Source organism: Brevibacillus sp. AF8 (genome assembly GCF_021270385.1).
In the GTDB taxonomy this organism is placed as follows: domain Bacteria; phylum Bacillota; class Bacilli; order Brevibacillales; family Brevibacillaceae; genus Brevibacillus.
The window spans coordinates 268,450-284,038 of the sequence record NZ_JAGQDN010000001.1 but is presented as its reverse complement, the minus strand read 5'-3'; the positions used below and the strand labels follow the sequence as shown (position 1 = coordinate 284,038).

At 49.2% G+C, this 15,589-nt stretch carries 2 protein-coding genes; both read right to left on the bottom strand.

Annotated features, from left to right (window positions below; genetic code table 11):
* Positions 1-16 precede the first annotated feature (16 nt).
* Positions 17-211 (bottom strand): PLD nuclease N-terminal domain-containing protein, encoded by a 195-nt coding sequence (locus tag KB186_RS00820; RefSeq protein ID WP_007729128.1) that lies wholly within the window; start codon positions 209-211, stop codon positions 17-19.
* Positions 212-315: 104 nt separating this feature from the next.
* The gene (lgrD, locus tag KB186_RS28230) at positions 316-15,570 is read right to left on the bottom strand and encodes a linear gramicidin non-ribosomal peptide synthetase LgrD (RefSeq protein ID WP_255688278.1); all 15,255 of its coding nucleotides are present in this window, start codon (positions 15,568-15,570) and stop codon (positions 316-318) included.
* Positions 15,571-15,589 lie beyond the last annotated feature (19 nt).

The window sequence follows — 15,589 nt, the reverse complement described above, 5'->3', positions numbered from 1 at the left end:
CCTCGGTTCTCTTGAGCTAGTCTTTTCTGCCTACAAAGAAATACACGATTGGACCCAAGGTGTTGATAAAGATAATGCCGAGAGCCCACGGCCATTTTTTTCCACCTGCAACTCGGTATGCTTCACGTCGAGCCAGGTCAATTAATGCAATAACTGCTAGGATCAATTGAATAGCAATGATAGGTGCAAGTAGCTGAATGTCAAATGGCATGGATAAAACCTCCAATTTTTATAGTTATTTTAAAGTTTATCACTATTTTGGATATTTTCCCACCCGCCACCATGATAATGAGGTGACGGATGGGCATTTATTTTTTATTGCAGGGCTTGTTCCGGTAATTTTAGTTGGCCGCTTCTGATAAAGTAATCAAGGACTTTACCGAAAACTTCCTCGTCAATTTCCGGGCAATCAATGTCGTTTTGACGCAGCAAACGAGTCGTTTTATTGCCCACATAGACGACACTTCCTCTGCTTGTGTGGCCGTCTGTGAACAGATTGCCGAGCGGAGCGGCTGAGTTGGCCTCATTACCTTTTTCTTTCGTATCTTCTTGCACCGCCTCAATCCATTCATCCATGGTGACTCGTTCCAATACAAAACCTCTGTTTTCAATCGCTGAAATCAGGTCTTCGTAATCGGTTGAGTTCGGGTTGAGCAAGTGGAAGTTTTCGCTCAAGCTCTGCTCGGTCATGGAGAGATGAACGATTCCTTTACTTGCAAAATCTACCGGCATCATGTCCAGATCGCCGCTCATGTCAGGAGCTTTGCCCAAATCTATAATCCCTGCTGCAATTCTCCACATCAGGTCGTCCTTCTGGCATGCTCCTGTTTCGCTGTCCCCAGTCATCCGTCCGCAACGGTATATCGCCGCTGGAATGCCGCGTTCGCGTGCGAGGTTGACGAGATGCTCGGCTACCCACTTGCTTTGTGTATAACCGGAAGTAAGGACGCGACTGTTCTCTGGCATGTCCTCTTCGCGGAAGGCCATGGATTCTTCCGTTTCTTCGGATGCAAACGTGAAAATCGTGGAGACGAAATGCACAGGCTTGGTCTTTTTGGCTACAGCAAGTCGGAGGATTTCCTCTGTCCCTTTTACGTTTGCTTTCTTCAAGGCTGCGTATGGATAGACAAAGTTAACAAGAGCACCGTTGTGGTAGATCACATCCACTTTTTCAGCCAGCGCAGAGAACTGGTCTTCGGACAGATTCAGACGTGGCTTTGCCAAATCACCGATTACAGGGATGATCCGATGCGCCTGCTCCTCATTCCATAACTCGTATAGCTCTAATGTTTTGCGGAGTCGTGCCATTCCTTCCTCTTCGTCAGAAGCTCGAACCAAGCAGTAAATGTCAGCGTCAGTCATTTGTAGCAGGTCACGCAACAAGAAAGCACCAAGGAAACCAGTGGCTCCTGTCAATAATGCCGCTTGGAACTGGCTTGGATCACCGGCGTACGGCTGTTCAGCCTGAATCGCTGGGTCGAGTACGACTTCATCCTTGAGATCCTTTGCGTCGATGTCATGGGAAACAGCAGAAAGACCGTGTTTGAGAATTTCCTCGATGGTCTTGGCCATACCCGCAATGGTCGGGGTCTCGAACAGGATTCGTAGCGGTACCTCAAGCTGTAGCTCTTCGCGAACCTTGAAGATAAGCTGAGTGGCGAGCAATGAGTGACCGCCAATCTCGAAGAAGTTGTCGTGTACTCCGATTTTGTCCATTTCCAGTACGGAGGCCCAGTGCGTATGCAACATAATCTCGACTGGCGTTTGCGGCGCTTGGTATTCGACGCCTGATTCCGAGCGGTCGTATTCCGGCTTCGGTAGCGCTTTGCGATCCAGTTTACCGTTTGGCGTCTTCGGTAAGCTCTCCATGATCATAAAGTGTTGCGGGATCATATAGGCTGGAAGCTTGTCAGTCAGGAAGTGGTTCAGGTCATGAGACGAACTTGTGTGATTCTCTTCGAACACGATGTACGCTACTAGACGTTTGTCCCCTTCTCTGTCTTCACGAGCGACTAGCACGACTTCCTTGACTTCAGGGTGGCGTCTCAAAACAGATTCGATTTCGCCCAACTCGATACGATAGCCGCGGATTTTGACCTGGTAATCTACCCGGCCCATAAACTGAAGATTCCCATCTGGCAAGTAGCGTACGAGATCTCCAGTCCGGTACATCCTCTCTCCTGGCCCACGGAACGGATTCTGCACAAAGCGTTCCATGGTCAGATCGGGGCGGTGGAGATAGCCACGTGCTAAGCCTGATCCACTGAGGTACAATTCTCCCGGTACCCCTACTGGAACTGGTTTGCGATGACTGTCTAATACAAATACTTGCGTATTGAACTGCGGTCGTCCGATCAGTGGTTCGCTGATGGCTCCTCTTTTCACGATGGAGTGTGTAGAGTAAACGGTGTCCTCTGTCGGTCCGTAGAGATTAAAGACTTTTTCTACGTGTTCGAAGGCGTACAATTCCTGTGCCAGCTTGTTAGAAAGTGGCTCACCGCAAAGGTTGATGACACGAACCGACGCCGGAATCCCTTTCATACGTACCAGCTCCATCGCCGCTGACGGTACGGTATTGATCAATGTCACCTGGTTGGCTGCTGGCAAGGCTGGCAACTGTAATGCATTTTCAGCCATGATAACTTTGCCACCCATGGTGAGTGTTGCGAACATTTCGTAGACAGACAAGTCAAAGCAGATTGACGTAGAGAACAGTACGCCGCTCATCTCCTCTGGTGTGAATGTGTCGTGTGCCCACGATAGGAAGTAGCTGACACTGCGATGTTCGAGTGCTACACCTTTTGGATTGCCTGTAGAACCTGACGTGTAGATGACATAGATCAAATTGTCGGAAGTCCCAAGCTTGGTCGGGTTTTCCTCGCTTTCGTCGGCAACTGCTTCCCAATCATTGTCCAGGCAGATCACTTTGGCGTTGTGCTCAGGTAGAGTTGGGAGCAGATTTTCTTGCGTTAATAGGACGGGAACCTGTGAGTGCTCGATGATGTAGGCAATGCGGTCTGCTGGATAGCTTGGGTCGATTGGCACATAGGCCCCGCCCGCTTTCATAATGGCCAAAAGTCCAATCATCATCTCGGTTGTCCGCTGAGCGCAAACACCGACGAGCACTTCGGGTCCCACGCCTTGCTTGCGTAAATAATGAGCCAGCTTGTTTGCTTGTCTGTTCAATTCCCTGTAGGTAGTCGTTTGATCTCCTACAATGAGAGCGATGTTGTCCGGGGCTTTCGCCACCATGTCCTCAATCATCTCATACACGCATTTTTCTTTCGGGTATGGCGCTTCTGTACGATTCCATTCGGTAACGAGTCGTTGTTCCTCTTCCTCACGCATGAGCGGTAGCAAGGTGATTGACTGATCCGGGTTGGCAATGATTTCTTCCAAAAGCTTGTGGAAATGATCAACCATTCGAACGATCGTACTGTGATCAAACAACGCCTTGTTGTACTCCAAGGTAGCAATGAGACCGGCTGATGTCTCCAACATGGTCACCGTCAAATCGAACTTCGAGGTAACGGCCTCTGCACCGACGTCAAAGCTGCTTATCTGAATATCATCAACAGGATCTACCTGCATCGGGATGTTTTGCAGAATAAACATCACCTGGAATAGCGGCGAGTAGCTCATGCTACGCTCGAGCTGCAGCTCATCTAACAGTTTTTCAAACGGAACGTCTTGGTTCGCATATGCCCCCAGAGCTGTCTCACGAACGCGTGCAAGCAATTCGCGGAAACTTGGCTGACCTGACATATCTGTGCGTAAAACGAGTGTATTGATGAAGTAACCGATCAATTGCTCCGTCTCTTGTTTGTTACGTCCCGCAATCGGAGTTCCGACGAGAATATCCTCTTGGTTCGTATAGCGGTACAACAGCGTTTGGAAGGCTGCAACCAATGTCATGAAAAGTGTAGCCGTTTCTTTTCCGCTCAGATTACGCAATTCTTCCAAGAGGTCGGCTCCAAACTGAACGGAGAGCTTTTCTCCTTCGTATGTCTGTACAGGTGGGCGCGGTCGATCAGTTGGCAGTTGCAGTAATGGTTCGCTGCCCTTGAGTTTTTCTCTCCAATACTCGAGCTGTCCATCAAGAACCTCTCCACGTAGCCATTCACGCTGCCAGACGGCAAAATCTGCATATTGGATCGGCAATTCCGTAAATGGCGATGCCTCTCCTTGACTAAACGCTTTGTAATTGGTCATTAATTCGCTCATCAAAATTCCCATCGACCAACCGTCTGCAGCAATGTGGTGCATCACGAACAGGAACACAAAGTCGTTTTCATCGAGCTGAACCAGATTGGCTCGGAGCAACGAACCTTTGGTCAGGTCAAATGGCTCGAGTGTGGCCTCTTCAGCTAGGCGTTTGACTTCTGCTTCCCGTTTCGAAGGATCCAAAGCCCGCAGATCGGTTTGGTTCATAACCCAGTCGTCCTCTGAGTGAATCACTTGAACAGGACGTCCGTCACGAACCTCAAAGCGAGTACGCAAGCTCTCATGACGCTGTATGATAGCTTTCAAGCTTTCTTCCCAAGCGGATATGCTGAGGTCTCCCTGAATCCGTAGGAACGATGGAATATTGTTGACTGAGCTTCCTTGCGTGAACTGCTCCAGGAACCACAAACGCTGCTGGGTAAATGACAATGGGAGCGGTTCTTTGCGAGATACTTTTACAATCGGTGGAGCCATCTTAATGGATGTTTGCTTGGTCAGCATAACGAGCTGTTCACTAAGCCCTTCGACTGTTGGGTACTCAAACAACGTACGAATTTGCAATTCTACCCCAAAGATTTCCCGCAAGCGAGAAACGGTCTGCGTTGCGAGCAGGGAGTGTCCACCTAATTCGAAAAAGTTGTCATGGACGCCAACTTTCTCGACGGAAAGAATTTCAGAAAAGACGTTGGTGACCATTTCTTCCACGGGGGTACGTGGAGCGACATATACGGCTGTTAGCTGGCCCCAATCTGGCGCAGGTAATGCTTTGCGGTCTATTTTTCCGTTGACCGTCAGTCGAATTTCCGGAAGCCACATGAAATAGGACGGGATCATGTACTCGGGAAGTTTCTCTTTGAGCCAGAGCTTGATTTCGTCTATCGACGTCTCCTGCTCCAAAGCATTAGTCAAATAGGCTACCAATCGTTTGTCACCAGGTCTTGCTTCTCGCGCAATAACGACTGCTTCTTTGATTGCTTCATGCTGTCTCAATGCCTCTGCAATTTCGCCTAACTCGATACGGAATCCGCGGATTTTCACCTGATCGTCGACACGACCGATGTAATCCACGTTGCCATCTGGCAGATAACGAACGAGGTCGCCTGTTCGATAGAGTCGTTCTCCCGGTTGACCGAATGGATTCGGGATAAAACGCTCTGCTGTAAGCTCTGGACGATTCCAATAACCACGCGAAAGACTCTCGCCACCAATGTACAGTTCGCCCGGAACACCGATAGGGACTGGTTGTAGATTTCGATCTAACACGTACAGCTTGGTATTCGGGAATGGACGCCCAATCGTTGGGGCTTGGTCAGCATCCGTTAATCGAGCGATGACCGTACCAACTGTTGCTTCCGTCGGTCCGTAGCAGTTATAAAATTTTCGTCCTTTTGCATAGTGGGCAACCAGTTCACGGCTGCATGCGTCTCCTCCGACCTCAAGGCAGACCAGATCCGGGTACTCTTCAACAGGTAGTGACGCGAGTACCGAAGATGCCATCGATACCTTGGTGATGCGACGTTCACGAAGGGTGCGAACGAGGTCTGGTCCTGGTAACAGAGACTCACGATCTTCGATGACTAACGTTCCTCCAGAGAGCAGCGCCTGAAGAATCTCGGAAATGGAAACGTCGAAGCCAAATGACGTAAATTGCAGGACACGGCTGGATTCGTTTATTTCGAAGTAATTCAGGTAAGCCTGCACCATATTCATCACACTTCGATGCTCAACGGCTACCCCTTTCGGCAATCCCGTGGTGCCAGATGTGTAGATAACATAGGCAAGATTGGTTGATACGACATCGCTTTGTGCGTTTTCTACGGACATCTGCTCGTAGAACAGTCCTTCATCCAGGCAGATGACGTTCGCTTTCGTTTTTGTGAATGGCTCTGCAAGTTTCGCTTGTGTCAGGACGACAGTTGCTTGTGAATCTTCCAGGATGAAAGCCATTCTTTCTTCGGGATGAGCTGGATCAACCGGCACATAAGCTGCTCCCGCTTTTAATACACCAAGAATGCCAATGATCATTTCCATGGAGCGCTCCACGCAGATCGCAACAGTCGTATCAGGCTGCACGCCTTGAGCGAGAAGCAGATGTGCTAACTGGTTGGCTCTTTGGTTCAGATCCGCATAAGTCATGGCTTGTTGTTTATACTCAAGTGCAATATTTTCAGGAGTTTTCGCGACTTGTTGTTCAAATGCCTGATGAATGCAAAGTTCGCGTGGATACTCTTTCTCCGTGCGATTCCAATCGATGAGTACCTGCTCGCGCTCGACATCGTCTATCAATGTCATGTCACCGAGATGTATCTCCGGAGACTTGCTCATAGTGACCAAGAGCTGGGTAATTTGGTTCAAGACCCGGTCGATCATCGCGTCATCAAAACGGTTTTGCTCATACTTGAGTTTGATGGCCACTTGCTTGCCTGGTGCTGCCACCAAGGTAAGAGGATAATTCGTCTGTTCGACTGCTGCTACGTCGTGAATTTCCAAAGAAACACTGGACGAAGCTGAACTGGACTCTTCTGTTTCTTGCCCTGTTGCTTGTACAGCCGGATAATTCTCAAATACGAGTATCGATTCAAACAAGGCAGATCCACGCGGCAGTTCGCTCCATCCTTGAATGTCGAACAGCGGAGTGTATTCATATTGGCGTATCTCCAACTGTCTGTGCTGCAAGTCTCTCAGCCACTCTAGCACGGTCGCGTTCGTCTGCAAGGATATCCGGACAGGTAAGGTATTAATGAAGGAACCTACGATCGTCTCAACATTGGAGAGGTCTGCCGGTCGACCTGAACCTGTCGCACCAAAAATGACTTCCTCTTCCCCGCTGTAGCTTCCGAGAATCCAGCCCCACGCCGCTTGTACCAAAGTATTGAGCGTTAACTGGTGTTCGCGTACGAATTTTTGCAAGTGCTCGCTCGTTTCTTCTGATAGAAGGACGCTCTTCTCTTCGTATTGCTTCGGTCCCGCAGTGACTACTGCTTTGCTCATACCCAAGCTGGTTGGTTCGTGGAAGCCTTTTAGTTGGTTTACCCAGAAGCGTTTGGCCTCCTGCATATCCTGACGTTTCAACCAAGCAATGTACTGGGAAAACGGCTGAGGATGTCCAAGCTTAACCTCTTGGCCTTCGCTGATCGATGCATAATAGGCAAACAGTTCGTTCAGTACCAAAGGAACACTCCAACCATCAAGGAGAACGTGATGGAAGCTCCATACGAAGCGATAGCTATCTTCTCCTGTTCGGAAGACAACCCATCGTGACAAAGGTACATGTGTAATATCGAAGCTTCGTCTACGGTCTTCCTCCAGAAAGGCGGTAAACATCTCATCCTGTACATCCGTATGCAGATGACGCCAATCTTCCTGACAAAGAGATACGTTTACCTCTTTGCGGACAATTTGGTGTGCTTGATTCAAACCATCCCAGACAAAGTGAGTTCTTAGAATGCTATGACGGTCCATCACTTTTTGCCATGCTTGCTCGAATACCGGCACATTCAGGTTCTTGAAATCAATCGCAAATTGGACGACGTAATCCCCGCTGTCACTCGCATACAGGGAGTGGAACAGCATCCCCTGCTGGAGCGGAGAAAGTGTATAGACATCCTCGATATATCGGTCAGAACCGATGTGTTTGTCGATGCTCTTCTGATCCAATTCAGCCAGCGGAAAATCAGATGGGGAGTAACCGCCAGCTTCCTCTGTCGCGCAATGGGCAATAATCTCACGAAGCGCATCCATAAAATCCTTCGCGACTGCTGTTATCGTACTCTCCAGATGAATCTTCTCACTGTATCGCCACGTCACATGCAGTTGTTCTCCTGCAACGACACTATTTACGTCGATCAAATGGTGTCGCCCGGCGTCCGGGCTAAGGTTGGAACCGCTGGACTCAGGTGCCCAGCCAAATAAGGAGTCGCCATCGACAATCTGATCGATTTTGCCCATATAGTTGAACAGCACTTGTGCTTGAATGCGGGAAATTTCATCGACAATATGCTGATCCGCATGGAGGTAACGAAGAACGCCATAACCAAGCCCTTTGTTCGGGATCGCACGCAGTTCTTCTTTGGTCGTCAAAAGTGCTTTTCCTACGGAGAATGTTTCGTCCCATTGAAGGTGCACTGGATACATGCTGGTGAACCAGCCGATCGTACGGGACAGATCAATTCTCTCTGACAATTCTTCACGACCATGCCCTTCTACGTTTACGAAGACAGATCGATTACCCGTCCATCGAGTAAGCGACTTTGCCAAAGCGGTTAGCAGGACGTCATTGATCTGGGTGCGGTATGCCTGCGGTACGTTTTGCAGTAGTGCTTTGGTTTCTTCGCTGGTTAATGTAGCGCTGACGGACTTTGTCGTTGCTTCTGTATTCTCCCCTTCATCTGTCATATCCACAGGTAGTTGTGCTGAATCGACGGAGGATTTGCTCATCCAGTACTTTGTTTCGTTTTCCAAAGCATCTGAATTCGCATAGCGCTCCAGTTCTTCCGCCCATTCTTTGTAGGAGGTCGTTTTCGCTGGTAGTTTCACCGCTTGCCCTGCGACAATTTGTTGGTAGGCGTTTTGCAAGTCCTCGAGAATGATGCGCCACGATACCCCGTCAATGACCAAGTGATGTGCGACAATCAACAGACGATTAGGTTGGTCTTGACCCAAATCAAAATAAATGGACTGAACCACATGTCCTTCAAACAAATTCAGACTTGCCTGCGTCTCATCTGCAATCTTTTCGATGGCCTTGCATTGCTCATCTGGTGTAAGGTGGGACAGATCTTCCATCCGGAATGGAATCGTATCACTAGGCGCTTCCATCTCTTGCTTCCAGCCAAACTCTGTCTGTATATAACGCATACGTAAAGCATCGTGCTGATTGAGTAAATGCCCTACCGCTTGTTTCAGTGCTTCCTGATCAATACCTGGCTGGATGGAGAGCAGTACGGATTGATTCCAGTGATGTCTGTTCTTCAGCGGAAGCTGGAAGAACCACTTCTGAATCGGCAAGAGCGGCAATTCGCCGATAATCGGACCTTGTTCAGCAAGGATCGCTTCTTTTTCCTCAACGACCTCTGCTAATTCAGCGATGGTTTGGTACTCGAATAATTGCTTCGGAGTGAGCCTTAGACCTGATTGATTGGCACGTGACACGATCTGGATACTGAGAATCGAATCACCGCCCAGCTCGAAGAAATTATCGTGTATGCCAATTTGGTCAATACCGAGCACATCTTTCCATATCGCGGCAAGCTGTTGCTCCTTTTGCGTTGTTGGGGAGACAAATTTTCCTTCCAGCTCAGGACGATTGAAGTCAGGTGCAGGCAAATTTTTACGGTCTACCTTTCCGTTTGGTGTGAGCGGCAGATATCCTAACGGGATGAAAAATGCAGGAACCATGTAATCAGGCAGTACTTCCTTTAGCGCTTTGCGGATGTCACTTGTGGTAATCTCCGTGTCCTCTTCTACAACCAGGTACGCAGCAAGACGCTTCGTCCCTTGATGGTCCGTGCAAACAGTGACCACTGCTTCTTTTACCGCAGGGTGAGCGAGAATGGCTGTTTCTACTTCCCCCAGTTCAACGCGGAATCCGCGAATACTCGTCTGATCATCTGCACGACCGATGAACTCAATGTTGCCGTCCTCCAGGTAGCGCACCAGATCCCCTGTACGGTAGAGACGTGCTCCTTCTCTTTCACTAAAAGGATGAGTGACAAAGCGCTCTTGTGTCAGTTCGGGACGATTCAGGTAGCCGCGGGCCAAGGAACTTCCACCAATGTATAGCTCACCCGTGACACCTACGGGTACAGGCTGCATACGCGCATCGAGAATATAGACTTGCACGTTGTCAATCGGACGTCCAATGGATGGTGCAATGCTTTGTCCTGTCGCTACCGGAACGATACCAGCTGTTGCAACGACTGCGTTTTCGGTTGGACCGTATTGGTTCACCAGGATAAACGGCAGGTTCGAACTCGGATAGTGATGGAGCTTGTCTCCTCCTGTCAGCATGTAACGAAGCTTGGTATGGCTCGGCCAATCCAGCGCCAACAAGCTCTCTGTTAAAGGCGTCGGCAAAAAGCTGATGGTGATCTCAGAATGGATGAGCCAATCACGCAGTTTTTCCGGTATGAGACGGATTTCCTCTTCTGGTAAATAAAGCGTGGCTCCTTTTGTTAAATAAGGCCAAATTTCCCAAACAGATGCGTCAAATGCCGTCCCGGAGATCTGTGATGCGCGATCTTCAGACGTGACATGATATACGCGTTGATGCCAGGAAATTAAATTGAGAAGAGCCGCGTGCTCGATCTCAACCCCTTTTGGCGTGCCTGTCGAACCAGATGTGTAGATGACGTAAGCAAGCTGGTTCGTCGTAGTCAAGTTCATTGGAGTCATCGTACTTTCCTGAGCGATCGACTCCCAGTCTGTGTCCAGGCAAATCAATTGGCTCGTACCCGCAGGGAGTTTTTCTGCGAGGCTGGCTTGTGTAAGCACAATCGACATACCTGCATCCTGCATCATGAAGGCGAGACGATCCTTGGGATACGCGGGGTCCATTGGTACGTAGGCACCGCCAGCTTTCATGATAGCCAATTGACCGATCAGCATCTCAATCGAGCGCTCAACGCAGATCCCTACCAGATTTTCCTGACCGATTCCCTGTTTTTGCAGATAATGCGCGAGTTGATTCGCTTTGGCATTCAGTTCCGCATACGTAATGGATTGGTCCCGTGTGAAAACAGCCAGCTGGTTGGGCATTTCATGAGCGACCTGATCCACCAGTTCATGTACGCAATGATCCTTGGAGTAGGCCATTGCGGTGTTGTTCCATTCTGTTACGACCTGCTGCTGCTCCGTTTCTCCCATCAGTTGTGTAGCGGTGATCGCCTGGTTTGTGTTGGCAGCAACGGCCTTGAGCAGCTGAGTAAAGTGTTCGATCATTCGTTCTACTGTGTTCTGGTTAAATAGAGATGTGTTGTACTCGAATGTAGCGGACAGACCTTCTGCCGTCTCTGCCATCGTCAAGGTGAGATCAAACTTGGTTGTTTCTACCTGTTGATTCCCTTTTGGTGGCAAAATGCGAATCCCGTCAAGCGCTTCTACCTGAACTGGAATATTTTGCAGAACGAACATCACTTGGAACAAAGGCGAGTAACTGAGACTGCGCTCTAATTGCAGCTCGTCTACAAGCTTTTCAAAGGGTAGATCTTGATGGGAATAGGCTCCCAAGGCTGTTTCCCGTACACGGCTAAGTACCTCTCTGAAGCTAGGCTCGCCTGACAAATCTGTTCGCATCGCCAATGTGTTGATGAAAAATCCAATTAATCCTTCTGTCTCTTGGTGACTGCGTCCTGCTACAGGAGTACCGACGAGAATGTCGTCTTGTCCTGTATATCGATACAGAAATACTTGGAATGCGGCGAGCAACGTCATAAACAACGTCGTACCTTCGCGCTTGCTCAAAGAATGCAGATTCGTCATCAATTCTTTGTCATACATCAGTGTGATGCTGCTTCCTTCATAGGACTGAACAGCAGGACGGGGACGATCTGTCGGCAATACGAGAAGCGGTTCTGCTCCACCCAGCTTTGCACGCCAGTAGGACAGTTGTTTTTCCAATACATCTCCTGTAAGCCATTCGCGCTGCCATGCCGCATAATCTGCGTATTGTATAGGCAGGTTGGTAAGTTGCGGTACTTCTGATTTGCTAAATGCCTGATAGCAGGTAAATAATTCGCTGAGCAAAACACCCGCTGACCAACCATCGGCGATGATGTGGTGTACATTCAGCAGGAAGATGAAATCCTGCTCTCCTGTTTGAATAATCGTCGCACGCATGAGCGGTCCTGTGACGAGGTCAAACGGCTTGTTCGCATCTTCTTTGGTCAAGCGTTGTCCTTCGTCATCTCGTCTATCATCTGGCAGCTCGCGTATATCCATTTTGTTCAGTTTCCAATCCATCTCTGGATGAATCACCGCAACGGCTTCCCCGTTGATGTCGGAGAACGTTGTACGCAAGCTCTCGTGACGGCAGATAATCATCTGCAAACTTTGCTCGAGCGCTTCAATGTTTAGCTCTCCTTGCAAACGAACGGCAGTTGGAATGTTGTAGAGCGAACTGTTTGGCATCAAGCGGTCAAAGAACCATAAGCGCTGCTGTGCAAACGAAAGCGGCAAATGTCGATCACGTGAAACGGGTACGAGCGGAATACTAGAGAGTCCAGATTTGTCCTCGTTCATGGATACAATCCATTCACTGAGTCGGTTGACTGTCGAATATTCAAATAAAGCACGGAGCGGTAAATCTACGTTAAACGCTTCTTTTAAGCGAGAAATGGTTTGCGTAGCCAAAAGAGAATGGCCACCAAGCTCAAAGAAATCGTCGTAGCTACCGACTCGTTCTACCGAGAGAACCTGCGACCAGATGTTGGCCACTAGCTCCTCTGTAGGAGTACGGGGGGCAACGTAATTACGCTGCGTGGAAAGTTGTCCCCAATCTGGTACCGGTAGTGCCCGTCGGTCTACTTTTCCATTAACCGTAAGCGGAATCGTCTCCAGCCATACAAAGCCTGCTGGTATCATGTATTCAGGCAACGATTCTTTCAGGAAAAGAACGAGCTCCTCCGCGGTTGGCATGTCTCCCGTTGCTACCAGATAAGCAGCCAAGCGTTTGCCCCCCGCTTTTTCTTCCCGGACGATGACCACAGCTTCATGGACGGCAGGATGCTGTCTGAGCGAATTTTCAATCTCACCCAATTCAATGCGGTAACCGCGAATTTTGACTTGATCATCCATACGTCCAAGAAATTCGAGGTTGCCGTCCTCCAGATAGCGAACCAGGTCGCCCGTCCGATAGAGTAGCTCTCCTTCTTTGCCGAACGGATGCTTGATAAAGCGCTCTGCTGTTTGTTCTGGACGATTCCAGTAGCCGCGAGCCAAGCCTTTTCCTCCGATATACAGTTCACCTGGTACGCCGATAGGCACAGGCTGCCTATTTGCATCCAAAACGTACAGCGTCGCGTTGGCAATTGGCCGACCGATAGGCGGATTGCTCATTCCAGCTTCGCAACGCATCATAGTGGAGCATACGGTTGCTTCCGTTGGACCGTAGCAGTTGAAGAACTGCCGATTCGCTGCATAGCGTGCCACAAGTTCTCGGCTCGGAGCTTCTCCGCCTACAATCAAGGTTCGTAGATCAGGCAGGTGAGCTTCAGGCAATGCTGCCAGTACCGAAGAAACCATGGATACGGTGGTAATGCGTTGTTCTTGCAAAACTTGGATCAATTCAGGGCCTGGCAAAAGGGACTCTCGATCCTCGATGACTAGCGTCGCACCAGCGAGTAAGGCCATCACAATCTCAGACACCGATACGTCGAAGCTAAACGAGGTAAATTGCAGAACGCGACTGGCTGGCTGAATATCAAACGCATCGATCAAGGCATGGGCCATGTTTATCACACTGTGGTGCTCTACCATTACCCCTTTTGGCTGCCCAGTTGAACCAGACGTATAAATGACGTAGGCAAGATTATGTTCTGTGACCTTGCAAGCAATGTTGGCACCAGGTTCATTCGTTAACGGATTGCTGGCTAAACAAATGACATTCGCCTGTGTTGCTGGCAAGATGTCCATGAGAGACTGCTGGGTCAGCAACACATTTGTTTGAGAATCCTCGATCATATAGGCGATGCGTTCTTGCGGGTAAGCCGGGTCAATCGGTACGTAGGCAGCTCCCGATTTTAAAATGCCGAGTATGCCGATGATCATCTCAGGGGAACGATGCACGCATATGCCGACGAGTGTATCCGGTTTTACCCCTTTGCTTACGAGCTGATGGGCCAGTTGGTTTGCCCGCTCGTTTAGTTCCCTGTAGGTGAGCTCCACGTTTTTATAGGTAACGGCAATCGCATCTGGTGATTTTTCCACTTGTTGTTCAAACGCCTGATGAACGCACAGGCCGCTCGGATATTCCACCGTTGTCTGGTTCCACTGAACGAGAACCTGTTCACGTTCGTTTTCGCTGATCATCGAAAGATCGGCTATCCGTTGCTTGGCGTTTGTAGCGATAGAGATCAGGAGCGAATGAAGCTGATCGAGAACTCGCTCTATAGATGATTGCTCAAACTGGCTTTCATCAAATTTGACCTTGATGTCGATTGTTTTGCCTGACGCCGCAACCAAGGTAAATGGATAATTGGTTTGCTCCTCGGAATGTACACCTATGATCGAAAGCTCACTCTCTCCACTACCGCCGCTAGCATTACCGACAGGAGTATTTTCAAAGACGAGAATGCTCTCAAACAGAGATTGTCCACGTGGCAAATCGCTCCAGCCCTGAATTTCCACGAGTGGGGTATATTCGTACTGGCGGAAGTCGGCTTGCTGTTGTTGCAGAGATTTGAGCCAATTGATTACGCTCTCCTCCGCTCTTACCTGCACGCGGACAGGAAGTGTATTAATAAACAGACCAATCATTGTCTCGACCCCAGGCAAATCGGCAGGACGTCCGGATACTGTGGCGCCGAAAATAATGTCGTCTTGCCCACTGTAGCGATTCAACAGCAGTGCCCATGCGCCTTGCACAACCGTGTTGACCGTCAGGCGATGTTGACGAGCCAATGTCTGTAATGATTTGGAGATTGCCTCGGAAACGGTCAGATCTAGCTCCCGATAATTTTTCTGGTCAAGGTACGGATTTTTATACGCTCGACCGAATGAAAGTGGCGTGGTTTCCGTGAAGCCTTGTAGATACGTGCGCCAAAACGCCTCCGCTTGCTTCAAGTCCTGCTTTTTCAGCCAGACGATGTAGTCACGGTAAGATTTAACCGGAGGAAGTTGTACAGGCTGCCCTTTGCACAGCATGTTGTACGCCGCAAACACTTCCCCGAAGACGAGCGGCATACTCCATCCGTCTATTAGCACGTGGTGCAAAGTCCACGAAAAATGAAAGGTATTACTACTCAACCGGAACAGATTTAATCTCATCAACGGCGCTTCTTCGATATTGAAACCACGTTTGCGATCATCTTTGGCAAAGGTATGAAGAAACGATTCTTGCTCGGAGGAGGAAAGATGAATAATGTCATGTTCCACCAGGGAAACCTTCAGCTCTTTTAAGACAACCTGGACGTATTCTTTTACTTTACCGCCAATAAACCTGGTGCGAAAAATAGCATGTCTGTCTACGAGGCATTGCCATGCCTGTTCGAATAACGGAATGTTCAAGGGACCTTGCAGCTTCAACCCCATCTGTACGATATAGGCTCCGGACTCTGGTTCCAACAAGCTGTGGAAAATGAGACCTTGCTGCAAAGGAGTAACGGGATAATACGTTTCAATGTTATTCATCTTCTCCTGCCCACTCCCA

Bases quoted from the DNA above. Each gene is read 5' to 3' on its own strand.
- KB186_RS00820 (WP_007729128.1), bottom strand. From the start codon at position 211: ATGCCATTTGACATTCAGCTACTTGCACCTATCATTGCTATTCAATTG.
- lgrD (WP_255688278.1), bottom strand. From the start codon at position 15,570: ATGAATAACATTGAAACGTATTATCCCGTTACTCCTTTGCAGCAAGGT.